General features: G+C 70.5%; 16 protein-coding genes and 1 pseudogene. 4 read left to right on the forward strand and 13 right to left on the reverse strand.

Annotation, left to right across the window (positions count from 1 at the left end; all coding sequences use genetic code 11):
* Nucleotides 1-199: 199 nt before the first annotated feature.
* The 3 genes from WMF34_RS44180 to WMF34_RS44190 all read right to left on the reverse strand — a co-directional run bounded on the left by WMF34_RS44180 (nt 200) and on the right by WMF34_RS44190 (nt 3,923).
* Nucleotides 200-1,429, reverse strand: coding sequence for an aminotransferase class V-fold PLP-dependent enzyme (locus tag WMF34_RS44180; RefSeq protein WP_437991581.1), 1,230 nt, complete (start codon nt 1,427-1,429; stop codon nt 200-202).
* Nucleotides 1,404-3,350, reverse strand: coding sequence for a YgiQ family radical SAM protein (locus tag WMF34_RS44185; protein ID WP_437991582.1), 1,947 nt, complete (start codon nt 3,348-3,350; stop codon nt 1,404-1,406). The genes WMF34_RS44180 and WMF34_RS44185 overlap by 26 nt, the downstream gene beginning before the upstream one ends.
* A gap of 447 nt (nt 3,351-3,797) precedes the next feature.
* A complete protein-coding gene (locus WMF34_RS44190; RefSeq protein WP_269454217.1) occupies nt 3,798-3,923 on the reverse strand; it encodes a hypothetical protein in 126 nt (41 codons plus the stop codon).
* Between WMF34_RS44190 and WMF34_RS44195 the strand changes: the two genes are divergently transcribed.
* Nucleotides 3,915-4,565 (forward strand): RNA polymerase sigma factor, encoded by a 651-nt coding sequence (locus WMF34_RS44195; protein WP_231864563.1) that lies wholly within the window; start codon nt 3,915-3,917, stop codon nt 4,563-4,565. The two genes, WMF34_RS44190 and WMF34_RS44195, sit on opposite strands and share 9 nt — an antisense overlap.
* Nucleotides 4,566-4,594: 29 nt before the next feature.
* On the opposite strand, the gene WMF34_RS44200 is transcribed toward WMF34_RS44195, so the two are convergent.
* From WMF34_RS44200 to WMF34_RS44225, 6 genes and pseudogenes are all read right to left on the reverse strand, one after another.
* Nucleotides 4,595-6,376 (reverse strand): right-handed parallel beta-helix repeat-containing protein, encoded by a 1,782-nt coding sequence (locus WMF34_RS44200; RefSeq protein WP_437991583.1) that lies wholly within the window; start codon nt 6,374-6,376, stop codon nt 4,595-4,597.
* A 543-nt stretch (nt 6,377-6,919) separates the two neighbouring features.
* Nucleotides 6,920-9,040 carry an FtsX-like permease family protein gene (locus WMF34_RS44205; RefSeq protein WP_437991584.1) on the reverse strand — a complete coding sequence of 707 codons (2,121 nt, stop codon included), beginning with the start codon at nt 9,038-9,040 and terminating at the stop codon, nt 6,920-6,922.
* Nucleotides 9,041-9,805, reverse strand: coding sequence for an ABC transporter ATP-binding protein (locus WMF34_RS44210; protein ID WP_012241252.1), 765 nt, complete (start codon nt 9,803-9,805; stop codon nt 9,041-9,043).
* An 85-nt stretch (nt 9,806-9,890) separates the two neighbouring features.
* Nucleotides 9,891-10,076 carry a type II toxin-antitoxin system PemK/MazF family toxin gene (locus WMF34_RS44215; protein ID WP_420877286.1) on the reverse strand — a complete coding sequence of 62 codons (186 nt, stop codon included), beginning with the start codon at nt 10,074-10,076 and terminating at the stop codon, nt 9,891-9,893.
* Between the two features lie 17 nt (nt 10,077-10,093).
* Nucleotides 10,094-10,231 (reverse strand): annotated as a pseudogene (locus WMF34_RS44220) (AbrB/MazE/SpoVT family DNA-binding domain-containing protein); the annotation flags it as partial.
* 9 nt (nt 10,232-10,240) lie between these two features.
* Nucleotides 10,241-10,384, reverse strand: a complete 144-nt coding sequence (locus tag WMF34_RS44225; protein ID WP_231864565.1) for a hypothetical protein — start codon at nt 10,382-10,384, stop codon at nt 10,241-10,243.
* Nucleotides 10,385-10,500: 116 nt separating this feature from the next.
* Between WMF34_RS44225 and WMF34_RS44230 the strand changes: the two genes are divergently transcribed.
* Both WMF34_RS44230 and WMF34_RS44235 read left to right on the forward strand, forming a co-directional pair.
* Nucleotides 10,501-12,144: an ATP-binding protein gene (locus WMF34_RS44230; protein WP_437991585.1), complete on the forward strand. Its 1,644-nt coding sequence runs from the start codon at nt 10,501-10,503 to the stop codon at nt 12,142-12,144.
* Nucleotides 12,145-12,762: 618 nt separating this feature from the next.
* Nucleotides 12,763-14,214, forward strand: a complete 1,452-nt coding sequence (locus tag WMF34_RS44235; RefSeq protein ID WP_437991586.1) for a peptidoglycan-binding domain-containing protein — start codon at nt 12,763-12,765, stop codon at nt 14,212-14,214.
* 196 nt (nt 14,215-14,410) lie between these two features.
* On the opposite strand, the gene WMF34_RS44240 is transcribed toward WMF34_RS44235, so the two are convergent.
* The gene (locus WMF34_RS44240) at nt 14,411-15,574 is read right to left on the reverse strand and encodes a hypothetical protein (RefSeq protein WP_437991587.1); all 1,164 of its coding nucleotides are present in this window, start codon (nt 15,572-15,574) and stop codon (nt 14,411-14,413) included.
* 753 nt (nt 15,575-16,327) lie between these two features.
* Between WMF34_RS44240 and WMF34_RS44245 the strand changes: the two genes are divergently transcribed.
* On the forward strand, nt 16,328-17,857 hold the full coding sequence (locus WMF34_RS44245) for a sigma-54-dependent Fis family transcriptional regulator (protein ID WP_437991588.1): 1,530 nt from the start codon (nt 16,328-16,330) through the stop codon (nt 17,855-17,857).
* A 278-nt stretch (nt 17,858-18,135) separates the two neighbouring features.
* Here the strand turns inward: WMF34_RS44245 and WMF34_RS44250 are convergent, their stop codons facing one another.
* The 3 genes from WMF34_RS44250 to WMF34_RS44260 all read right to left on the reverse strand — a co-directional run bounded on the left by WMF34_RS44250 (nt 18,136) and on the right by WMF34_RS44260 (nt 24,914).
* Nucleotides 18,136-21,096, reverse strand: coding sequence for a Kelch repeat-containing protein (locus WMF34_RS44250; RefSeq protein WP_437991589.1), 2,961 nt, complete (start codon nt 21,094-21,096; stop codon nt 18,136-18,138).
* A gap of 277 nt (nt 21,097-21,373) precedes the next feature.
* Nucleotides 21,374-24,445 (reverse strand): tetratricopeptide repeat protein, encoded by a 3,072-nt coding sequence (locus WMF34_RS44255; protein ID WP_437991590.1) that lies wholly within the window; start codon nt 24,443-24,445, stop codon nt 21,374-21,376.
* Nucleotides 24,446-24,632: 187 nt separating this feature from the next.
* Nucleotides 24,633-24,914 (reverse strand): hypothetical protein, encoded by a 282-nt coding sequence (locus WMF34_RS44260; protein WP_437991591.1) that lies wholly within the window; start codon nt 24,912-24,914, stop codon nt 24,633-24,635.
* Nucleotides 24,915-24,972: the final 58 nt, after the last annotated feature.

Here is a 24,972-nt window from a genome sequence, read left to right on the forward strand (position 1 = left end):
GAGTCGTCGCGGCGGTGCTGGGCGAGAGAGACGTCTTCCGCCGCCGCAGCCAGTCAGTCCAGGAGAGCATGTCGAGGATGTCCCGACCGAACTCATCGCAATGGATCCGTGGACAGCCATGCATCGCGGAGTCTCCGTGCATCGCTCTCTCAGGTTTCATCGCGACGGCATCGCTCGATGCGCCGCGCGCGGGGCCGACTCACCTCGTCGCGATCCGCCCCAGCGCCTCGTCGACCGACAGCAGCACCTGCTCCCACTCGTCGAGCGCGTTGGGCCAGTGCGGCGAGAAGCGCAGCACGCCGTCCGGGATCGCGCAGGCGATGCCGAGGCGGGTGAGCTCGCGGTACAGCTCGACCACCGAGGCGCCGCCCGGCGGCCTCACCCCGAGCGAGCAACCCCGCAGCGCCGGATCTCCCGGCCGCAGGCTCTCCCATCCGCGCTCCCGGAGCGCCTCCTCGAGCGGGTCGAGGAACCGGTTCGCATGCTCGTGGATCCGCTCGACCCCGATCTGCAGGATCAGGTCCACCGCTGCCTCGAGCCCGGCGAAGCCCGCGGCGTTGAGGTTGCCGCCCTCGACGAAGTCGGCGCGCTGCCGGATCGGCCGGTCGTACCGGAGCTTGCCCGGGCCCTGGAGCAGGAAGCTCACGGCGTCCTCGTGGCTCAGCCAGCCCGCCACCGCGGGCCGCAGCGACGGCAGGCGCTCGCGGCGGATGTAGAGGAAGCCCGTGCCCTCCAGGCCCATCAGCCACTTGTGGCCGCCGCACGCGAGGTAATCGACCCCGGCCGCCTCCACGTCCACCGGCGTCGCGCCGGCCGCCTGCACGGCGTCCACGCAGAGCTCGGCGCCGTGCGCGCGGCAGAGCGCGCCGATCGCCGCGAGCGGCATCCTGAGCCCGGTCTGGAACTGCACGGCGCTCACGGCGACGAGCCGCGCCCCGCGCTCGAGCTCGCCCTCCAGCCGGGCGAGGCCCGAGCCGCTGCCGTCCGCGAAGCCGCCGAGCGGCAGGAAGACGACCTCCAGGTCGAAGATCGCGGCCGCGCGCTGCCACGGGGTCACGTTGGCCGGGAACTCCCCCTCGAAGAGGATCACCCGGTCGCGCGGCCGCCAGGGGAAGCACAGCGCGATGTCCGTGAGCCCGCGCGTCGTGCTCTGGACCAGCGCGATGTCGTCAGCCGCCGCGGCGCCGATGAGCCGGCCGAGCTTCTCCCGCAGCCGGAGCCGCTGCGCGTACCACGCCGGGAACGCGGCCGCCCCCTGCGCGGCGTAGTCGTCGAGCAGCGCCATCATCGCGAGGCGCACCGGCCGCGACGGCGGCGAGATCCCCGCGTGGTTCACGTAGACGAGCGGCGCGAGGTGCGGGAACAGCCCGCGATCGCCGAGCTTCGCGGTGAACGCCCGATCCCTATCGATTTCGGCGGTGTGTCGCATCGGCTGGCTTCCCCCGGCGCTCCCCGCGGACCTTGGCGAGGTAGCGCGGCGGCGCCCCCTTGCCGGCCGCCGGCGGCACGAGGCAGTGCGGCTTCGTGCCGATGAGATCCCCGCGGCCCGCCTTGATCAAGGCCTCCCGCGCCTCGTCGTGGTGCGCCGGGTCCCAGTAGAGGAGCAGCGCCTTCTGGAGCTTCTTCTCGCGCAGGTCCTTCGCCGTGTACACCGGCTCCCGCGTGAGCGGGTCGATCCCCGTGTGGTACATGCAGGCCGCCATCGACATCGGCGTCGGGATGAAATCCTGCACCTGGCGCGGCCGCATCCCGCTCTTCTTCAGGTAGATCGCGAGGTCTACCATGTCCCGCAGCGTCGAGCCGGGGTGCCCCGAGATGAAGTAGGGCACGAGGAACTGGTTCTTGCCGGCCTCCTCGCTCGCGCACCGGAACTGCTCGGCGAAGCGCTCGTAGCTCTCGATGCCCGGCTTCTTCATCTTGTCGAGCACGTCCTTCTTGTTGTGCTCCGGGGCGACCGAGAGCTGGCCGCCCGTGTGGTGCGCGGCGAGCTCCTCGATGAACTCGGGCGACCGCTCCGCGAGGTCGTAGCGCACGCCGGAGGCGATGAAGACCTTCTTGATCCCCTGCTCCTCGCGCACCGCCTTCATCAGCTTGAGCAGCGGGCCGTGGTCGGTGTTCAGGTTCTCGCAGACCTCCGGGAAGACGCACGAGAGCCGCCGGCAGGCGTTCTCGATCGCCTCGTCCTTGCACCGCATCTGGTACATGTTCGCGGTCGGTCCGCCGAGGTCGCTGAGCACGCCGCGGAAGCCGTCCATGCGCCGCAGCGCCCGCACCTCGCGCAGGATGCTGTCCGCCGAGCGCGACTGGATGACCCGGCCCTCGTGCTCGGTGATCGAGCAGAACGTGCAGCCGCCGAAGCAGCCGCGCATCGTGACGACCGAGTGCTTCACCGTCTCGTACGCGGGGATCGGCGCGTCGTACGACCAGTGCGGCACCCGCGTGAACGGCAGGTCGTAGAGCGCGTCCATCTGGCCCGTCTCCAGCGGGAACGCGGGCGGGTTGAAGTACACCGCCTCGGCGCCGTGCGCCTGGAGCAGCGGGCGGGCGTTGCCGGGGTTCGTCTCGAACTGGAACGCGCGCGACATCTCCGCGAAGGCGCTCCTGTCCGCGGCCACCTCCTCGTAGCTCGGGAGGATCACCGCCTTGCCGTCGGCGACGTAGCGCGAGCCCTCGATGTGCTCCCACTCGCCCTTGCGCAGGGGGACGGCGGTGCCCCTGACGTCGCGGATCGACCGGACGGGCTCGCCGCGCCGGAGGCGATCGGCGACCTCCCAGACGGCCTTCTCGCCCATGCCGAAGATGAGCATGTCGGCCTTGGCGTCGAGCAGGACCGAGCGGCGGACCTGGTCGGACCAGTAGTCGTAGTGCGCGATGCGCCGGAGCGACGCCTCGATGCCGCCGAGGACGATGGGGACGCCGGGGAACGCCTGGCGGCAGAGGTTCGCGTAGACGATCGAGGCCCGGTTGGGGCGGAGGCCCACCTGCCCGCCCGGCGAGTACTGGTCCTCGCTGCGGACCTTCTTCTGCGCGGTGAGCTTGTTCAGCATCGAGTCCAGGTTGCCGGCGGTGACCCCGACCATGAGCCGGGGTACGCCCATCCGCAGGAGGTCGCTCGTGTCCTGGTAGCGGGGCTGGGAGACGACGCCGACCCGGAAGCCACGCCCCTCGAGGAAGCGGCCGATGATCGCGGCGCCGAACGCGGGGTGGTCGACGTAGGCGTCGCCGTTGACGAGCAGGATGTCGAGCGCGTCCCAGCCCCGCGCGCGCATCTCCTCCCGGGTCGTCGGCAGGAAGGCGGTCAGGTCGCGGGGGGCGGCGCCGGCGCTTCGGCGGAGCTGGGTGAGGGGCACGGCGCCGTCACCCTACGGGCCGGGAGAGCGGGCGGCAAGGGGGCGGCCCCGGCGGGAAGCGACGGGTGGGCGGCGGGTGGACGGGTGACGGCGTGACGGCGTGACCGCGTGACGGCGCCGGGGGAGCCCCGCGGGGCCGCGGCGGAGGCCGGCGCGCGGGGGGCCGGCGGGAGGGCGCGGCCCGCGTTTTCCCTGGAGAAACGCACAAATTGCACGATACCCGGCCAGCAGGTCACGGCTTCTGGTCACGGCGCATCGGATCTCCGGACGCGACATGAAGGCTGGCGCGCGCCACGCACCACCGCGGCGGGCCGCTGCGTTTCACTCCGCGTCAGTCGCTGGTGAGCTCGTCACAAAATGCTTCAAAACAAGTGATTTTGGCGCGTGGAGGAGGGTTCCAAAACGACCCGGAAAGAGGGTCAGTAAAAATAATATGTGGAATCACGATCAGATGATGACCTCCGCGCCAAACATCTCAGCTTCGCTGTGGTGCACGAGGTGGGCGTTCCCTTCCTTCGCGGGTTGCTCCGGGGGGTTGGCGTGGGGGCGAACGATCGCGAGGACGTGCTGCACGACGTCCTCCTCGCCGCTTATCGCAATCTGGAGACCTTCGACGCGAGCCGCCTGCTGCGCGCGTTGCAGGGGCGGCGCGACGAGGACGACTTCTTCGAGGACGACTTCGAGGACGAGGACCACGAGCCGGTGCCGCTCAGCGCGGTGCTCCCGTGGATCGGGGAGGGGCAGCCGCGGCGGGTGTGGGACTCGCTCTACCGGTGGCTCTACGGGATCGCGTGGCGGCAGGTCAGCCACTACCGCGACCGGGCCTATCGGCGCCGCGAGATCCCGGACGGCCTGCGGCTCACCGCGATCTCCGCCGGCGCCGACAGCCGGCCCCGTCTGGAGCAGCGGCTGGAGGCGATGGAGCGGGCGGAGGTGATCGACGCGCTGCTCGCCAGCCTCGACCCGCAGCGGCGGGTCATGCTGGTGATGCACGACATGCTGGACATCCCGGTCGTGGACATCGCCCGGGAGCTCCAGATCAACGAGAACACGGGGCAGAACCGGCTACGGCTGGCCCGCGAGGACTTCCGGGCGGCGGTGAAGCGGCTCGACCCGGAGCAGCGGAGCGCGCTGCGCCTCGGCGACAGGCCGTTCGCCGCGGAGTCGACGACGCGCCGCCGGCCGGCCCCCCAGCGGCGCAGGCGGGGGAAGTGAGCCGGCGCAGCGCGGGCCCCCGCCGCTCGTCAATGAGGGCACGCCAGCACTTCCGGCGCGCTCGTGCCGTAGGTGCTCACGTCCGAGATGACGTTCTCTTCCGGAGGAAAGAGCACCTGCGCGCCGGCCGGCCCCGACAGCCAGCATTGCTGCTGGATGGATCGCGACTGCATCCCGCGCCAGGGCTCGCAGCGAGCCACCGTGCCGCCGCGGATCGTGACGTCACTGGCCTCTATCCGGATGCCGGGAAAGGAGCCCGACGCGAAGCGCAGGGCGTTGTCGAAGACGAGCAGGTTCTCCAGGGTCACATCCTCTACCCGGGCCGAGGTCGCGGGCAGCGTCGTCCGCGAGCTCAGGAGCACGCCGTAGAGCGCATTTCCCCAGGACCAGACGTCCAGGAACGCCACGCCGGCGCCTGCCTGCACGTGGACGCCATGGCTCCCGTTGTAAGCGAACTTGACCTTCTTGATCAGGATCCCCGTCGGACGTTCGTCCTCGATGGGGCTCGCGAGCACGACGCCGGCGCCGCCGTTGTGATGAAAGTAGCTGTCCTTGACCACGACGTTCTCCGGCACCGGGCTCGGGATCCCGGGCCCAGGGGCGATCTGGGTGGAGATCCAGAGGCCATGCCCGCCGCTGACCGTGGTGGAGCCGTCGCCGGGGTGGATCATGTTGTGGTGGACATGGCAGTTTCGCACGGTCACGTTGGCGGTGACGATCTTGATCCCGCTGGCGCCGACCGGGCCGTTGATGTTCCTGATCTCGCAGTTCTCCACGAGGATGGGCGGCGTGTCGTGGTACCCGGCGATGGAGGACAGGTAGATGCCGCTCTTCGAGAAGCCATCCACGAGCACGTTCCGGATGACGCCCCCGGAGCCCCAGGTGAAGCTGATGCCCTCCAGGTTGCTCGGCTTGCAGGAAGGTAGCTGGGGAACGAGGGGCGAGTAGCGCATGATGACGTTCTCCACCTTGCAGTCCGAGCAGGTGTTCAGCTGGATGCCGCTGTTCGCCGTCCTGCGTGGCCCCTCCGTGGCCGCGATCTGCAGATTGCGGATCCAGAGCCCCCGGACCGCGCTGATGGTGGTCCCGTCCGGCTTGACGACCCTGGTGACCTGGATGGCCCCGGGGTACTGCTCCGGATTGCAGGGGATCGCCACGAGGGTCGCGGTCCGGGGATCGCCCGGGCTGGCCTCGGGAGACAGCTCCGGCCCCTCCAGGGTGAGCGCGTCATGGTGCGGCCGCAGCGGGGTGCGCAGCACGTAACGCCCGGCAGCGAAAGCCACGGTGCGCCTGCTGGCGCTCAGCGACGCCGCGCACTCGATGGCCGTCGCGATGCCCGGGCTGTCGTCGACGTTCGTGCTGCGGTCGATGCCTGCGTCGGCGGAGAACGGCCATTCCGCCGGCCTCGCCAGGTAGGGCAGGACGTTGACCACGCCGTCCGGGTCGACGGAGCCTGGCAGGCAGCAGGCCGCCCCCTGGCAAGCATTCAGGTCCTCGTGCAGCGCCCTCGTCCCCGGGCAAACGCCGTTGGCTGGGCAGAAAGGCCCCGTGCAGATCGGCGATAGCGTGGCGTAACCGGGGCAGGCGATGCCGGTCGTCTGGTCTGCCAGGAAGGGCGGCTCGGTGTAGGGCAGATCGAGGCTGCAGAAACCCTGGGAGGACACCGCGCGCTCGTCCGGAGGAGGGTGATATCCCCAGCCCGCCTCGGAGCGGGCGGTGCTGGCCGGGGGCTGCGTCGCTCCGGCTGGAGCGGAGGCGAGCGCGAGCAGGGCTCCGATCCAGATCTGCACAAACCGCTGGTCGAATAACACACATACCTCCTCTCGGACGAGGGTCGATCCGTCGCTGTCAGTCGCGGTCAGGAGCAAGGAGCGAGCGCAGAAGTCGAGCGGAGCACCGCTGTGCCAGGGAGAGAGTCACCCCCTCCGGGGTCGCCGCGACGCGAGCACACCGATGTCCCGCTCTCCGCGTCCGGCCTGAGCGATTTCATGAGCGGGCGCGCCGCGCGCGGCGCGGCGGTCCGCCCCGGCGGGCGCGGAGAGGGCACGTCAACGCCAGGGACGCTGGGTGCCGGGGCGCGCTGGCTCGCCGTCAACGGCTAGCGAGGCTGTCCGTGACAGTTACTTTCGAGAGCGGGTTGCCCCTTGCGGTGAACGCGCCGGAGGCACCGCCGCACGTGCCCGCGGGAGTGTGGTCGCGCCCACGATATGCCACGTGGCTTGTCATGCTGAACGCCTCTGCGCAAGCGCCGCGTCCGAGCGCTTCGCGGCGGCACGCCGGGGGCGATCGGGGGAGAAGAGCCCGCGACGGCCGGGCGGGTTTCGTGATGGACGGGCGCGCGCTCCTGCTCGTGGTCACTCGTAGTGGACCGACTCCGCCGCGTTGCTCCGCCCCGCGCTCCGCGCGGGGTAGAGCGACGCCAAGAGCGCCACCGCGGTCGCGCCGAGCGCCGTGAACAGGCCGTACTCCGGCGGGATATGAAACTCGACCTCGAAGGTCGACACCGTGCGCAGCGCGCCGAGCGCCGCGGAGCCCAGCGGGATCCCGAGCAGCACGGCCAGCGCGCCGCCCAGCGCGCCCACCAGCGCGCCCTCCATCAGCACCATCCGGCGGACCTGCCCCGCCGTCATGCCGAGCACGCGGTGCAGCGCGAGCTCCCGGCGCCGCGCGTGCAGCGCCAGGACCATCTGGTTCGCGACGCCGATCGCCGCGAGCACGGTCGTGAAGCCGAGGATCATGTCGAAGATCACGAAGTCGCGCCCCGTCGCCTTCCGGCGGATGGCCTCGATCTCGACCCCCGTCTGCATCCGGACGTCGCGCGCGCGCGGCACGTCGGCGAGGAGCTCGGCCCAGGGCGGCGTCGCGGAGCCGCCGCGCGCCGCCGCGGCGCCGGTCTGGGGATCGGCGAGGGCGATCGTGTGGCCGATCGCGGTCGCGTACGGGGAGATGACCGGGAAGTCGGATGCGTCGATGACCGCGTACGTGCGCAGGTTGCGGTACGCGCCGGCCGCGTGGACGTAGCCGAGCTCGTCGGTGATGCCGACGACCTCGAGGCGGCGCGTGCCGGCGCGGCCGCCCACCTCGAGCTGGTCGCCGGGGCCGACGCCGAAGCGGCGGGCCATCATCGTGGAGACGAGCGCCTTGCCCGGGCCGAAGCGGCGGGCGAGCGCGATCGATTCCTCGCGGCCCGTGGCCTCGGCGAGCGCGAGGAGCTCGTCGGCCGGGACGGCGTAGGCGACGTTGGGCCACGGGGTGCGGCTCGAGAAGCGCGCCGCGACGAGGCGCTCCGGCAACCGCGGCAGGAGGCGTTCGGCGTGGCCGAGCGGCTCGTCCGGGTAGAGGAACGCGTAGGGCGCGAGGGCGCGGCCGGCCCAGGCCGTGACCTCCTGCTTCAGCGCCGCCGTGGCGATGTGCAGCGCGAGCAGGAGCGCGAACACCATCATCACGCCGCCGACGCTCCAGGCGAGCTCGTGGCCGCTGTGCTCGACCCGGCGCCGCAACAGCAGGCGCTCGGCGGCCCAGCGGCGCGGCGCGAGGCGGACGGCGAGCGCGCCGAGGCGCGCGACGAGGTCCGGGACGAAGACGATGGCGGCGAGGAACGCCGCGCACGCGAGGCCCGCCTCGAGCACGAAGAAGGCGAACAGCGGGACGGACTCCTGGAAGAACGGGCGCAAGAGGCCGTAGACGAGCACCATGAACGGCAGCGCGAGCAGCGTGACGCCGCGCATGCGCCGCCGCTGCTCGGCCCCGCCCTCGACGAAGCGCGGGCGCAGGGCGCGCGCGATGTCGAGGCGGAGCGCGTCGCGCACCGGGCGCAGGACGCCGAGCAGCGCGGTCAGGGCGCCGGTGCCGCAGACGAGCAGCATCGCGCTCCAGGGCAGGACGATGGCGTTGAGCGGGATGCGCGCGCGGCCCGTCGTCGTGATGCCCGCCTTCGCGGCGAGGTACGCGAGCGGGATCGACCCGAGCAGGCCGAGCGCGGCGCCGCCGATGCCGAGCAGCAGGGCCTCCAGGACGAAGACCGCCGCGACCTGCGGCGGCAGCGCGCCGGCGCTGCGCAGCAGGGCGATCTCGCGGCGGCGGCGCTCGACGGCGACGTTGAAGGTGAAGAAGACGATGAGCGCGCCGACGAGGAACGCGGAGAGCGAGCCGAGGCGGATCGCGGACCGCATGATCTCGTAGTCCTCGTGGGTCTCCTCCTGGGCGTCCTCGGCGTCGATGGGCTGCCCGTCGGGGCGGAGGCCGCGCAGGGTGATGGTCTGATCGGTGAAGACGGGGAGGTCGGGGTTGGTGACGGCGCTCCTCGCCTCGACGGCGCGCGTCCCGACGTCGAGGATGAGGACGACGTTGACCGTGGCCGTGCCGAGGGCGACGCCGAGCACGGCGGCCATGGCGCCGAAGCGGTCGGCGCGCAGGTTGCGGAGGGCGAGGATCCGGACGAGCGGCTGGAAGAGGGCGCGGAGGAGGAGGAGCATTCAGATGCCGAGCTCTTTCAGCCGATCGTGGACGGCGGCCGAGGTGACGGCGGGGCCCGCGAGGGCGGCGTCGTGCAGGAGCAGGCCGTCGCGCATGAAGACGACGCGGTGGGCGCGGGCGGCGTCCTCGGCGTTGTGCGTGACGAGGAGCATGGCGCTGCCGGCGTCGCGGAGGGCGTCGGCGAGCAGCGCCATGATGCGGCGGCCGGTCGCGACGTTGACGTTGCCGGTCGGCTCGTCGGCGAGCACGAGCGCGGGGCGGCGGACGAGGGCGCGGGCGATGGAGATGAGCTGCATCTCGCCGCCGGACATCTGCGACGGCAGGTGCTCGGCGCGGGCGCGCATGCCGACGCGATCGAGCATGCGCGACGCGGCGTCGTGGTCGGGCGCGGCGCCGTCGATGAGGTAGGGCAGGACGATGTTCTCGTAGCCCGTGAGGGTCGGGACGAGGTTGAAGAACTGGTAGACGATGCCGACGCGGCGGCGCCGCAGGAGGGTCCGCCCGTGCTCGTCGAGGGCGGCCATGTCCTCGCCGAGCACGCGGATCTCGCCGCGATCGGGCGACTCGAGGCCCGCGACGCACGAGAGCAGCGTGCTCTTGCCGACGCCGGAGGGGCCCATGATCGCGCACATCTCGCCGGCGTGGATGTCGAGGTCGACGCCGCGGAGCACCTCGATGGGCGTCGCGCCGAGCGCGTGGGACTTGTGGAGGTTGCGGACGCGGAGGACGGCCTCGTCGGAGGCGGGGGTCGAGGGGGTGCTCATGGGCTGCGCGGTGCCGGGCTCGTCACGTCCCGGGTGTCAGCGCCTATTCTATCTCTGTGGTGTTCGGCGGCGCGCGTTCCTCGGCTCAGGGAGAGAACATTTCCTGAAGGACGGCCAGGACGCGCGTCAGGGTCGCCGGCGAGTTGCGACCAAGATGGCGGACGAGACGCTCCCGATCGACGGTGCGGAGCTGAACGATGACGACATGCCCGCTCTTGTTCGAGGAGCGGCACGCGACGCGGCGTGCAAGCGCTGTGCGGCTTCCGCCCAGCCGCTTCGAGGCGACTTTCGTGCGGCAATGATGATGGTATTGCCACGCACCTGGAGCTCGACCTCCTCGGTCAAGCCTGCTTGCTCGATGAGGGGCTCCGGGAGCCGGACTCCCTTGGAGTTGCCGATGCGGACCAGGCGGGTTTTCAGGTTCAGCCTACGTGATCACAACAACGCGCGCGGCGTCGCGGTAGACGGCCGGGGGAACACGTGCAGGGGGCCGCGGACGAGCTCTGCCACCTTGTTCGGTGGGACGGCGCCGAGGTCGGCGTACGTGGCGCGGCGCTGCTTCTCGGCAAGCTGGCCCATGGGCGAATGCGCCCAAGCGCTCGGGTGGCGTGATCCGGAGCCTCGGTGACGCGCACTGGCAGGAGCCCCGTCGAGCCTCTTAAGGATCATCTCGACAAGGATGTGAGGGGGGGTCGATGCGGACGATCAAACAGATCATCGCGGCGCGCGCATCAGAGATCGTCGAAGCGTGGGCCCGCGAAGCGAACAGGGCAGCGGCGGCGCGGGGGCTGGCGAGCCCCGAGCTGACGAACATGATGCCCAAGTACGTGCGGACGCTCGCCCGTGGATGGGACGGGGAGGAAGTGCGCCGCGAGCGAGACGAGCTCATCGAGAGCCATATGTCCTCACGCTTGCGTGCTGGCTTCAGCCTCGAGGAGGCGCTTGAAGAGTTCGCCATCCTCGGGCGCGCGATCGTTCGCACCTGGGCCATCGCAGCCGCCGAAGAGCAGCCGAGCTTGGAGGAGATCGATCGCCTCTTCGCCGAGATCCACGCCCGTTCCGTGTTCATAGCGCGAGCGTTCCGGCAACACCTCCTGGAGGACGAGCAAACAGAGAAGCGCTACCTGCGGCTGCTCCATGACCCGTTCTTGCAGCCTTTCGGCGGAGAGGCGCCCCTGTCGCCGGGGCGCTTGAGGAAGGTCCTCGAGATCGTCATGGAGTCGATGGACGCCGATACGGCTGCGCTGCTGTTGCACGACATCAGGACCGGGAAGCTGGAGATGGTCGCTTCGGTGGGCCTGGCCGATGAGCCGTTCGTCGAGTACGTGCGAGCCGTCGACGCATCGTCCTTCGCAGGCGTCGTCGCCTTGCAGGACTATGCGATATCGATGCGCGACGTGGAGACCACGTTGCTCGACGTGCCGGATAGACTCCGGCACAGCGGCATCCATTCGCTGCTCGGCATCCGTCTTCCGCCGCAGCGTTCTCTCATGGGTGTCCTGTACATCGGCCTCCGTGAAAAGCGGACGTTCACCGCCCGTGAGACGCGGCGCATCGCGGCGGTCGGCGAGCGGCTCGCGCTCCACCTCGACAACGCCAGACTCTACGCCGAGCTGCTCGACCAGCTCGGCGCCCTCCGCGTCGCGCGCGAGGTACGAAACCAGTTCGTCGCGGTCCTGGCGCACGATCTCCGCGGTCCGCTGTCGGCCGCGAGGCTGGCTGCGACGCTGCTCGCCGCGCAGCCGGACGCGGACGGGCCGAGCATCGCGAAGCGGGTCGAGATCGTCGTCCGCAACCTGGATCGGGCGGACCGCATGGTGACCGATCTGCTCGACGCCGATCGGATTCACGCCGGCCGGCGTCTCTCGGTCACGCTCGAGGAGTGCAACCTGAGCGAGATCGGCCGCGAGCTCGTCAACGATCTCGCGGCCGATCACCCTGACCGCATCGTGCTGCATGCAGACGAGGGCGTCCGAGGGATCTGGGGTGCCTCGGAGCTGCGACGCGCGCTCTGGAACCTGATCTCGAACGCGCTGAAGTACGGCGCGAAGGACGCGCCGATCACCGTCGCGATCACGAAGCTGCGGGACGGCGTCGAGATGAGCGTGCACAACGAGGGCGCGCCGATCCCGCCGGAGGCGCAAGAGACGCTGTTCGATCCGTTCACGCGCGCCGCAGGCGAGCACCGCGCGCGCGGATGGGGCCTCGGTCTGATGCTGGTACGCGCCTGCGCCGAAGCCCACGGCGGGAGCGTCCATGTGGACAGCGCTCCCGGTCGCGGCACGACGTTCACGATGCGGCTGCCAGCGGACGCGCGGCCGGCCCAGGGCGGGACGTGAGGCGTTCTGCTCGTCGCCATCGGCCACGTTGCAGAGGCAACCAGCTACGCCGGCTCTCGGAGGTGGAGCCGGGGCATGTCTTCGCCGAGCGAGCACGAGAGGGCCGGTCTGGTTAGCTTGATTTCTGAGTGATTTATCTGGATCCAGGGCGCGTCGAGCTGGTTGTTTGAGTCGATTCTCTGGATGTGGCTCTCGATCGTCTGGTTGTGAGAGTTGATTCTCTGGATGTGGCTCTCGATAGTCTTGTTGTGAGAGCGGATTCTCTGGATGTGGCTCTCGATAGTCTTGTTGTGAGAGCGGATTCTCTGGATATGGCTCTCGGTAGTCAAGATACGAGAGCGGATTCTCTGGATGTGGCTCTCGATAATCTAGGTACGAGAGCGGATTCTCTGGATGTGGCCTGAGTTTACCCGGATAGCTGAGACGTTTTTCTATATTCCAGCGGATTTTGTCTTGTTTCTGGACCAGGATGTCTCGGCTCCTGGTGCCAACGTCCCCGTCGCACCTCGCCGACAGCCGTCGGGCTACCGCGCGCCGCCGGCATGAGCAGCGGGGCGGTCAGGCGCTACTGTATCCTGGGACGAACCCAGCGCGCCTGGTGATCGCAGGAGGGGACCCATGGGGGACAGCGGGAACACAGGGCTCGGCGCCCCCGAGCTCGCGTCGAACGAGGTGTTGAGAGCGGTCGCGGCGGGCGCGGCGACGCTCGCGCAGGGGGCGCACGGCGACGGCGTGCGCGCCCTGCAAGAGGCGCTCGGCACGCTCGGCGACGCGATGAAGGCCGACGGCTCGTTCGGGCCGAAGACGCACGCCGCCATCGTCGCTCTGCAAGGCGCGGAGGGCCTGCCGCAGACGGGCATCGTGGACGCCGCGACGATAGCCGCGCTCGACAGGCGCCTCGGGGCCCGGCGAAGGCAGCCGCTCGAGGAGGCCATGGCCAGGGCCGCGGGGCTCAGCCCGGAGGAGGTGGCGGCGCTCGGCCGCAAGCCGTCCGCGGTCCAGGCGTCCGCTGCGGCCTCGCGCCACGATCAAGGCTATTTCACGGACGCGAGGAGGCTCCCGCGGGTCGTGCCCGGGGCCGAGCCGGACCCGGACTCGCCGCCGCCCGCCGTGGACTCCGTCGGCGACCGGCCCGCGACCACCGCCCTCGGCGCGCTCGCCGCCGATCGGAGCGCGCGCCTCGACGAGGTCCGGCGCGCGCTCGGGGGCGACGCGCGGGCGCTGGCGGCGCTCGACAGGCTGCTCGCCGCGGGCCGGCTGCACGCGGGGGCGCTCCTGCCGAACCTCGCGACCATGGCGGGCGTCCGGCGCGACGGCAGGCTCGTGCTCGAGGGCGGCATCGATCCGCACCTCGTGCTCGCGCAGGCGATCCGGCACGTGGACAACCCGCTGCGCGTCAAGCAGGGGGCGCGCCACGGCACCTGCGGCGCGGGGACGATGGAGTACGTCCTGCTGCGCGCCGATCCGGCCGAGTTCACACGGCTCCTCGACGGGATCACGCGGGAGACGGGCGAGGTGACGCTCCGCTCCGGCCGCGTGCTCAGGATGCCGCGCAACGCGATCTCGCGCGACGCCTCGGGCCGCATCGACATCGACCGGCTGTTCCAGTCGGCGCTCATGAACCACGCGACCCTGATGAGCTGGATATTCGATTACGACAACCCCGAGGACAACGACTCGTTCTGGGCTGCTCTGGGCGGCGACTCGCGCGTCCCGCTCGGCAATTTCACGAGCCTGTTCCAGGACATCATGGGCGGCAGCTACACGAGCGTCTCGGCGCTGCTGCGCAGCGGCGCGTCCGTCGCTGACGATGTCGCCGGGGCCCTGGGGCGCGGGGAGAAGGTGCCTGTTCTCATGAAATGGGAGGGTGGCTATCACTGGGTCGCGGGCGAGAAGATCGAGAGGGGGGCGGACGGCTCGCCTGCGTCGGTGATCCTGCGCAATCCTGCGGGGTGGGACAGCTGCCAGGGCGTCCCGCCCCGCGCGCCGCTGCCGGAGGGGTGCGGGCGGTTTCGCATGAAGTACGCCGATCTCGCGGCGCATATCCATGGCGCGACCATCAGGGGATGAGCCTCTCGGGGACGCCGGACGCTACGAATTCGCCGAAGCGTGAACGTCAAGGATCTTGTTTTTTTTTGAGGGCTCGGACGGCGGCCCTGCCGCGCTTTGCGGCGGGGCCGACGTCGAGCATCGCGTGCTGGGCCAATGATTGGCCGCCGGGACGCCGGGACGCCGGCCGGTCCGGGGCATCGCCACGGAGCGCCCTTCACCTTGGGGGGTTGATTTTGGAGAACGACAAGACCTCGGTCGTCGTCAACACGCCCAAGCCTGCGTTGTCGCGAGTCCTGCCGCCGACCACGTAAAGCATGTATTTGTCTTCTTGATTGTTGCCCTTCATTCTCCTCAAGCTCGTTGCGGGGGATTGTCTCGGGCTATTGAGCTCCGGGATCACATAATCGTCGGAGGAGATGAACCTGGGATCTCGATGCCGGATATCGATGATATCGATCCGGCGGAGCGGCTGATCAGGCTGGCATGCGCCGCCCGTGCAATTCGCGTCGCCGCCGATCAGCAAGAGATACTTGTCGTCCACGTTCCGTACGCCGAACCGGGTTCGACCCACGCCAAAATTGTCATACAGCGTCCACTTGTCTCGCGCGATGTCATACACCTCCATGGACCGGAGCGACTGGCCGATGGATGAATCGCCGCCGGATATCGCATAGATGGACGTTTTCCCGCCCCGCGCGGCAGCGGCACAGCCCAGGTGCCTCCGCTCCACGTTCATGCTCGCCACCTGCTCCCATCTGTCATGCGTGATCGAATAGTAACGGACGAACGAGAGGGAGCCTTCGGCGTTAGGGTCTTGTCCGCCCATGATATAGATTCTCTTTTCGGCCTTGCCGCCGCATGCGTTGCGTTCGCGTATCTCCACTCCGACCGCGCAGCAATCCTCCGCGCTGATCTCCGAGAGGGGTGACGTGGACAGGTGTTTGAATCTGTACGTGTCCGCGTTGAAGGAATACACCGAATCGGTGCCGGAATCATCGCATGCAAGATAGTATTCGTCGTCGAACTGGACGAATCCGTTCGTGGTTGTGAACCACGGTTCCGCCACGACGGCGTCGGCCCCTCGGTTCTTCCACTCCTGCTGGGACGGCCGTTTCGTCAGATCCAGCGTGTACACATTGTGGTTCATCGGCGTCGGCGGCGACGGAGGGCCATTGCCCAGGCCGCCGAAAAGGATCAATTCGTTCTTTTCTTCGTCGATGATCGATGTGAGATGCCGATACCCTTGACCGTTCGGCAATACGTAGGGTTGGATCCGGAATTCACCGTCGATCACGGCGCGCCTGTCGGCATGACCAGGAGATGCTGTTGCCGTAACGAGCGCCAGAAAGGTCGCCGGAACAAGATTTTTGAAGAACATGATCGATCCCCCCACTCGTATGACAGGGACGAAGAGCCGAGCCTCCGGCGTCCTGCCTTTGTAAGTGTTCGCAATGCGCATGCCAGGAAATAAGGGCAGATAAGGGCGCAAGCGAGATGCGGCCAGTGGTTGGGATATTCGCTCTCGTCGCGCCGCGTGTATCTGGACATTCGGGGGATGTGCATTTGCGTGACAATGATTGCAGCATGCTCCCGGAATGTGAGCAAACTCGCGCCCCGATGCGCGGGCCGGCGCCGCCCCTGTCAACCAGGGAACGCCCCGGCCGGCCTGTGCAACCAAGCACCGCAATTGTGGTGGCACGGCGCCCCAGACGGCCTTTCAATGCACCTTGTTGCGCCGAGCACGGAGGGCAGGACCAGGGGCCCGCACTCTGTTCTCCGCGCTCTCTCTCCACGGAGTTCCAGGGGAAGCCTGTCTCACCCGACATTGGCACAGAGGGACGTGCCGATGGCGGGCGCTGACCCCGCGATCTCTGGTCGGCCGGACGATTCCGTGACGCTTCCGGCATTTCCCTCGGTGCGTACCGCAGGAGGCAGCGGAAGCCGACCCCTCCCCGACCCGATGCAGCCCGGACCACGCCCCCGGCAGCGACCGGTGCCAGATCAGTGCGCGCGCGGGCGACCAGCCATTGGCCGCGACGCTCCCCGGCGACACCACGACGGACCCGCCGACGCCACGGGGGAATCGCTTTGTGTTCCCTTCCCCCCTCATCGTACCCTGAGCGCTGCGGCCATGGATCTCTACCCCTCACTCCTTCAGATCGTCAGGATCCTCCTCTCCGAGGACGATGACGCGAAGGCTCCCGAGCTCGTCCTCCGCCGCGTCCTCGAGGCGACGGGCGCCGACCGCGGCTTCATCGTCGTCCGTGAGGACGGCTCCTACGAGCAGAAGTTCGCGGTCCACTTCGACAAGGCGAAGATTTCCGACAAGGAGCGCAAGTTCAGCCGCGGCCTCGTGCGGCAGGCCATCGAGACCCGGCAGATCGTCCACCTCTCCAGGGACGCCGGCGAGCCGCGGTCCTCGCTCCTCAAGAGCCTCGAGGAGTCGGGCGCGTCCGCCGCGCTCGTGGCGCCCCTCGCCCACGGCGCCGACGTCTACGGCGCGGTCTACGTGGAGTACAAATCCCGGGCCGCCAGCGATGAGGCGCTCCGCTTCGTCGCCGAGTTCGCCGAGCTCGCAGGGCTCTTCCTCAAGCGGGCCCTCGAGCGCGAGGCGCTGCGCCGACGGAGCCAGCGCCTCGAGCGCGATCTCTTCGCCCGCTACGATTTCGAGGGCATCGTCACGCAGGACGCCAGGATGCTCGCCCTCCTCAAGACGGTCGCGCAGGTGGCCGACTCGGACGCGACCGTGCTCGTGCGCGGGGAGACGGGCACCGGCAAGGAGCTCATCGCCCGCGCGCTCCACGTGAACAGCCCGCGGCGCAGCAAGGCCTGCGTCACGCTGCACACCTCGGCGCTGCCGGGCACCATCCTCGAGTCGGAGCTCTTCGGGCACGTCAAAGGCGCGTTCACCGGGGCCGACAGGGACCGCGTCGGGCGGGTCGCGTCGGCGCAGGGAGGCACGCTCTTCCTCGATGAGGTCGCGGAGATCGCGCCCGACGTGCAGGCGAAGCTCCTGCGCTTCCTGCAGTTCGGAGAGATCCAGCGCGTGGGCTCCGACCGGACCGACAAGGTCGATGTCCGCGTGATCGCGGCGACGCACCAGGATCTGCCGGCGCTCGTCGAAGCAGGGAAGTTCCGGCGCGACCTGTACTTCCGGCTCAAGGTGATCGAGATCGAGATTCCGCCGCTGCGCGAGCGCGCGGGCGATGTCCCGCTCCTCGTCGAGCATTTCCTCCGCACCTGCTGGAAACGCCCCGGCGAGCGGCCCCGCTTCACGGAGCGCGCCGCGCGGGCGCTCCGCGAGCACGCTTATCCGGGCAACGTGCGCGAGCTCGCCCACGTGGTGGAGCGCGCGTGCATCCTGGCGGCGGGGCCGGAGCTCGACGTGGATCTGCTCCCGTCCGATGTGGCTCAGCCGGCAGGCCCCGGGCCGCTGGCGCCGCGCTTCTCGCGGCTCTCCGCCGACGAGCTCGATGCGGCGCGCGAGGCGGGCGTCGCCGAGCTGGAGCGCGCGTTCCTCGTGGCGCTGATGGATCGGCACGGGGGGAACGTGTCGCAGGCGGCGCGGGAGTCCGGGTTCAACCGGACCTACCTGCAGAAGCTCCTGGCGAAGCACCGGGTCGCCGGCGCAGGCGGCCGGCGCCCTGCCTTCGATGGGTGACGGACGCCGCCGGCTTTTGAACCGCCAAGCCGCCAAGGACGCCAAGGGGAGAGGGGGAAGGTGGCCGTCCGGGCATCCCCCCTATTCCCCGGTTCTCTTGGCGCCCTTGGCGGCTTGGCGGTTCGCTTCCCCGGCCGACTTCCCGCAGTAGAGCTACCGTACGCTCGGGAACCTGCTGGAGCCCGAATGGCTCACCCACGAATTCTTCTGAGGAGGCACTTACCCATGCATCGAAGGGGCCGCCTTCACTCCACAGCCTGCGAGCGCCTTCTCGCGTTTCAGCGCCTGCGGCGGCGCGCGAAGAGGGCGCCCAGGGCCACGAGGGCCGCGAAGCCGCTCGCGCTATTCTCCGCGGATCCGCGTGCGGCGCGGCAGCCGTCGCCCGGCTCTTCGCCGTCGCCGGAGCCGCCGGTGCCGCTCACGCCACCCATACCGCCCTGACCGCCGGAGCCGGCCATTCCACCGGCGCCGCCTGCGCTTCCGCCCTCGCCTGCGCTTCCGCCGGAGCCGCCGGAGCCGCCCATTCCGCCGGACCCGCCCTCTCCTGCGCTCCCGCCGGCGCCGCCTGCGCTTCCGCCCGTGCCTGCGCTTCCGCCGGAGCCGGCCATTCCACCGGACCCGCCCGCGCCTGCGCTTCCGCCGGAGCCGCCCATTCCGCCGGAGCCGCCCATTCCACCGGACCCGCCCGCGCCTGCGCTTTCGCCGGAGCCGCCCATTCCGCCGGAGCCGCCCGCGCCTGCGCTTCCGCCGCTGCCCTCCGGGGTGACGCCGCCCTCGTAAATCTCCGTGCTTGCATGCGCCTCGGGGTCGCCGTCGCCGGACGAGCAACCTCCCAGCAACCCCCCGAAGACCAGGACGCGATTGCCATCGAGCAGCACGGACGACGGAGAGCTGCGTTGCCTGCTCAGGTTCGGCACCATCGACCAGCCATTCGTCACGGGGTCGTACACCGCGGCGCTCCGGAGGTCGCACTGGCTGCCGCCCGTCCATTCCGTGCCGCCCGCGATGAGCACCATTCCGTTTCCGAGCAGCGTGGCCGTATGACGTCGGCGCGCGACGTCCAGGGGCCCGGTCACCGTCCAGTCATTCGTCGCCGGCTCGTAGACCTGCGCGTGCGGGACGTGCGGCGCGCCCATGACAAGCACCCGACCATCACCGAGCAGCGTCGCCGTGAAATCGGCGGGCGGCATGAGCAACGCCTGCGTCGGCGTCCAGGTGTTCGTGGCCGGGTCATACCGATCGGCGCCATTGCCGCTCACCACGAGCACGCCGCCGTCGAGCAGCCTCGTCGCCTGGTGCCCGGAATGCGCGAAGGTCAGCGTCCCCGCCGGGGAGAACGTCCCCGTGGCCGGATCGTAGAGCTCCGCCGTCGCCGGATTGCCAGCGCCGCCGCTCACCAGCACCTTCCCGTCTTGCAAGAGGACCGCCGAGTGCCCCGAGCGCGAGACACCGAGCGAGCCCGTCGCGTCCCAGGATCTCGTCGCCGGATCGTAGAGCTCGGCGACCGCCGTCCCGCCGCCCACGACGAGGATACGATCGTCGGGGAGCCGCGAGAGAGCGACGCTCCGATCGTGGTGCGCGACCATGGCGCCGGTGAGCGTCCACGTATTGCTCGCCGGATCGTATGCCTCGGCCGTCGACGGAGAATCACCACCCACGACGAGGATCTCGCCGGTCGAGACCCGGATCGACGCGGGCTTGCGGCGCGCCTGCGAGAGCGACGCGACGCCGCTCCAGGCGTTCGTCGCCGGATCGTAGAGGTCCACGGACAGGGTATCGTTCCAGTCGTTGTCGTACCCGCCGGCCACGAGCACGCGGCCATCGGCGAGCTCGGCCCACGTGCCGTCTTGCCGCGGCACGGGCATGTTCCCGGCCGGCGTCCACGGGGACTGGCAGCCGACCGGCAACGCCCCGACGCAAGCGCCCGCCTGGCAGACGCCGTTCGCCGTGCAGCCGTCGGCGCTGCCGCAAACGGCTCCGCTCAGCGGCGTGCAGGTGCCATTCGCCGACGCGCCCGCGCTCACCGCGCACGCGTCACACGAGCCCGCGTCACACGCGGCATCGCAGCAGACACCGTCGACGCAGAAGCCGCTCGCGCATTCGCCCGCGAAGAGGCAGGAATCGCCCGGGGCCGCGAGGGTGAGCCTCTCGACGGTCGCGCTCCCGCCGCCGGCCACGAGCACCCGCCCGTCCGCGAGCTCCGTGGCGGTGTGGCGGCTCCGGTCCATGTTCAGGTACTTGCCGAGCGACCACCTCCCGCTCGCCGGATCGTAGACCTCCGTGAGCGCGCCGCCGCCGGCGACCAGCACCCGGCCATCGGCGAGCGGCGTGGCCGTGTGGTTGTGGTGGGGGACGTTCATCGGCGTCGCGGTCGTCCAGGTATCGCTCGCCGGATCGTAGAGCGCCGCGCTGCGGTTCGTGGACGAGAACCCCTCACCACCGTAATCGGTGTAGCCGCCGGCGACGAGCACCTTGCCGTTCGCGAGGAGCGTCGCGGTGTGCCCTTCCCGATTCTGGATCGAGCCCGCGGCGGTCCACGTGCCCGTGCCCGGATCGTAGATCTCCGCGCTGCCGATGGGGTCACCGGATGCGTCCACCCCGGCCACCACGAGGACCTTGCCGTTCGGCAGGAGCGTGGCCGTGTGGGAGGAGCGCACGTGCGCCAACGGGCCCGCGGCGGTCCACGTATTCGTGAGGGGATCGTAGATCTCGCTCGAGCCCATCACCCACTCTTCGAACTCGCCGGCGGCCACGAGGATCCGGCCGTCGGGCAGGAGCGTCGCGGTGTGGCGTTCGCGCGGCGTGAGGAGCGGCGCGGCGAGCGTCCATGCATCCCTGGCGGGGTCGTAGATCTCCACGACCTCGGTCACGCCGCCGGCCACGACGACCCTGCCGTCCGGAAGGAGCGTCGCGGTGTGGCCGGTGTGCCGCGTGCTCATCGGCGCGACGAGCACCCATGTATTCATGGCGGGGTCGTACACCTCGGCCGTCTCGCTCGCTCCGCCGGCCACGAGGACCCTCCCGTCGAGCAAGCGTGTCGCCGTGTGCCTGCTCCGGGCGACGTTCATCGGCGGCGCCATGTCCCAGCGTGGCGCCGTGAGCGCGGCGACCGCCGCCCCGATGCCTTGCTCCTTCACGCGGCTTCGCGCGGGATCGGCGTCATCGCATCCGAGCGCCGCAGCGAGCGGCGCGACGAGGAGGACGGGGGCGAAGCGGCGCAAGAACGAGGCAGAACGCATGCTCGACGATAGCAATCTCGATGTTCCAGCTGTCAAGAAAAATGGGCTCCTCCGTGGAAGCTGTGAGTGCATGGTCCGAACAAGGGCATAACGAGTTGCGACCACGCGATGGATACCTTGCCTCACGCTCACCTCACCAAAGTCGATGACGATCGCGAGATCGAGATTCGAGAGCCGCGGGCAGGTGAGGGCCGTCTTGGCGGTTCCCTCATTCCGGCAGGGTGGGGGAGCTCTCCTGCCACCCGCTCGGGAGCTCCTCCCCGAGCGCGGCCCCTCTTCACCGCGCGCCGCCGTGCTCCGCGAGCCACCCGTTCACCGTCGTGAGCGCGCGCTTCGCGTACTCCCCCTCTTCGGCCGCATAGGCGTCGCGCGCCTGGGTCGCGAGCTTCATCGCCCGCGCCCGGTCCCGCGCCGATCCCCAGAGCGCCCGGGCCGCGTGGAAGCGCGTATCCGCGAGCTCGATCGGAGAGACGCCCTCGCCCTTCGCCGCATAGATGGCGAGCGCCCGCTCGGCGAACGGGCGCGCCTTTTCCGGCTCGCCCTTCTCGTTGTAGGCGCTGGCGATCCCGGTGAGCATCGATGCGACCGCATGCGAGCTCGGGCCCACGGCCTTCTCCTGGATCGCCGCGGCGCGCTCGAGGCGCACAAGGCCCTCGGCGTACCTCTTCTGCGCGACGAGCGCGCTCCCCAGGTTGCCGAGCGAGGCGGCCACGCTCGCGTGATCGGGGCCGAGCGCCTTCTCGCGGATCGCGAGCGACCGTTCGTAATAGGGCGTCGCCTCCGCGAACTTCTGCTGCATCTCCAGGACGGCCCCGATGTTGTTGAGCGATGACGCGACGTCGGCGTGATCGGGGCCGAGCGCCTTCTCCCGGATGGCGAGCACCCGCTCGTGAGCGCGCCTGGCCGCGTCGGTCTCTCCGAGCATGACGAGCGCATTGCCGAGGTTGTTGACGGAGGCCGCCAGGAACGGGTGATCGGGGCCGAGCGCCGTCTCCTGGATGGCGATGGCGCGCTCGATCCGGGGCAACGCATCTCGGTATTTGCCCTGGGTGTTGAAGAGGCGACCCAGGCTGTTGAGCGTGAGCGCGACGCTCGGATGAGAGGCGCCCAGCGTCTCCTCTCGGATGGCGAGCGCCCGGGTGTAGGCGCGCTCCGCGTCGTCGAACCGCTCGAGGTGGAGGAGGACGGTGCCCAGGCGGCTCCACGTCGCGCCGACCTCGGGATGCTTCGGGCCGAGGGCCTTCTCGAGGCCGGCCAGCGCGCGCTCGACGTGCTGCGCTGCCTCGCCGTACTTCCCCTGCTCGTCGAGGACGCTGCCCAGCGTGCCGAGCAGCCGCGCGCTCGCCAGCGTGTCGCCCCCCGTCCGCTCGACCGCGCCCTCGGCGGCCAGCTGCAGCGCGAGCGCGTCGGCGTGCCGGCCCTGCAGATAGCCCACCACGTAGATGAGCTGCGGCCAGGCCTCCGCCGCGAGGGCGTCGTCCCTGGCCCGCGCCGCGGCGCGCAGCGCCTCGCGGAGCGCCGCCTCCGCGGCCGGGGCGTCGTGCGCGTCCCGCGCCGCGCGCCCGAGCATCAACAGCGCCTCCGCCTCGATCTGGGCGTAATCCGCCGCGCGGGCCTCGTCGGCGAGCGGCCGCGCGAGCGCGAGCGCGTCGCCGAACTTGCCGGCCTCATCGAGGGCCCTGACCTCGGCCAGGCGAGCCCGCAGCGCGTCGATGCGCGCCCGCGCCGCGGCGTCCGCGGGCGGCGGGATCGCCGCTGTCAGCGCGCCCGCGTCCGCGCAGCGCTCGAGGCCCGGGAGCGCGAGCGACGCCTCGATCGATCGATCGAGCACCGCGGCGTCCGCTCGTTGCGCGAAGAGCGCCGTGAGCGCCCCCATCTCCTGGCGGCGGCGCTCCAGGCACAGCGTCCGGAGATCGAGCAGCCCGGCCGACTGATCGCCCCGCACATGCGTGGCCTCGCACGAGTCGGCGTACATCGCGACCCACGCGCGCGCCCGATCGCCCAGCGCCTTCTCCACGCGCCGGTACGTGTCCTCCGCGTACGGCCGCCCGGTGCCGGCGAACGCTGCCCGCACCTTCGCCATCGTCGCCTCGTCCCAGACGCCCGCGAGCCTCGCCTCGCCGCCCTTGCAGAGTCCGCCCGCGGGCTGCCGCGCGAACGCGAACACGAGGAGGCCCGCGAGCGCGAGCCCCGACGCCGCGACGAGCCCGCGCCTCCACGCCGCCGCCGGATCCTTCGAGAGATCGGCGAGCAGCGCGTCCATGTCGGGGTATCGAGCGTCCCGGTCGACGGAGAGCCCGCGCTCGAGACAGCGGCGGATCCGCGCCGGCATCTCGGCCCCTCGCGGCGGCTCTCGCATCCGCCCGAGCGCCACGTTCTCGCGCAGCTCGTCGTAGGTCTTGCCGGCGAACGGACGCTCGCCCGCGAGCGCCTCCCACAGCGACACGCAGAAAGCATACTGATCGGCCCGCGCATCCGCGGCCTCTCGCCGGTGCTGCTCCGGCGCCATGTAGACCGGCGTCCCCAGGAACGAGCCCGAACGCGTGAGCGCGGCCTCGATCCCCGCCTCCGCGCCGCCGCCGCCGGCCTCGCCCTCCGCGAGCCCCGCGAGCCCGAAATCGGTGACGCGCACGCGGCCGTCGGCGCCGACAAGGACGTTGTCGGGCTTGAAATCGCGGTGCACGAGGCCCGCGTGGTGCACCTGCGACAGCCCTTTGCCCGCCTGGAGGAAGGCCGCCACGACCTCCGAGGCGGGCCGCCGCTTCTCCGCGCAGAACGCGCGCAGCGTCCGGCCCTCGACGTGCTCCATCACCACGCGCACCTGCCCGGCCGAGACGTCGACCTCGTGCACCGTGACGACGTTGGGGTGCTTGATCCTCGCCATGGCCTGCGCCTCGCGGACGAGCCGCGCGAGCGCCGTCGCCGCGCCCGAGCGCCCCAGCACCTCGGGCCGAAGCACCTTGATCGCCACGTCGCGGCCGAGCACGTGATCGCGCGCTCGCACCACCACGCCCATGGCGCCCTCGCCGAGGCGATCGAGCACCTCGAACCGACCGAGCTTCGTCCCCGGGCGCAGATCGAGCGACGCCTCGGCCTCGGGCGGAGCCGGAGGCCCGGACGCTCCCCCGTCCGGGACGACAACCGTGCTTGCGAGCGGATCGATCGTGACGCTCGAGGACACGTGCTCGTCTCGGGAGGTCGAGTGCCTCGCCGGGTGCTCCTCGGCGGTCGTGGAGCGCGACCGCGGCTCCTCCGAGAGCAGCGCGTCGCAGCGGGTGCAACGCGGGTTGAACGGCGAGTTCTCCGCGCTGCACCCCGGGCAGACGATCACGCTCTCGCCCAGGCTCACAGGAGGCTGTGTAGCATGTCCCGTCGCGGCTGCGGTTCCTGCGTCCCTCTCCAGGGGGGGTACTTTGATTGAAGGTGCGGTCTTTTGAACCGCCAAGGCGCCAAGGGCGCCAAGAAAATCTCAATCATCTTGGCGTCTTATGGCGTCTTGGCGGTTCCATCATCCCGGCAGGGCGGGGGAGAGGCGGCTACCAGCAGGTCGGCTGACCCTGGCAGCAACCGGGCTCCCCGGGCTCGCAGGTCCGCTCGTCGCAGTCCGCCATGCAGGCATCCCGGTCGGCGGCGCAAAACTCGTAGTCTTCGCCCGCCCGGGTGCAGGCCAGGAAGACCCTGGCGCACTGGCCCTTGCAGTTGATCAGCTCCTGGCTCGCCTCGCCCACCTCGACGTCGGGGGACGGCTCCTCGGCGATCTCGACCTGACAGCCGAACAGGGTGAAGCTCGCCAGCAGCGACGCGGAAAGGACGAACATGGATCGTTGGGTGACGCGAGTGAACATTGGACTCTCCTCCATGGTGACCGGACAGGTG

Origin of the sequence: Sorangium sp. So ce145 (assembly GCF_051525985.1) — a bacterium.
Classification (GTDB): domain Bacteria; phylum Myxococcota_A; class Polyangia; order Polyangiales; family Polyangiaceae; genus Sorangium; species Sorangium cellulosum_B.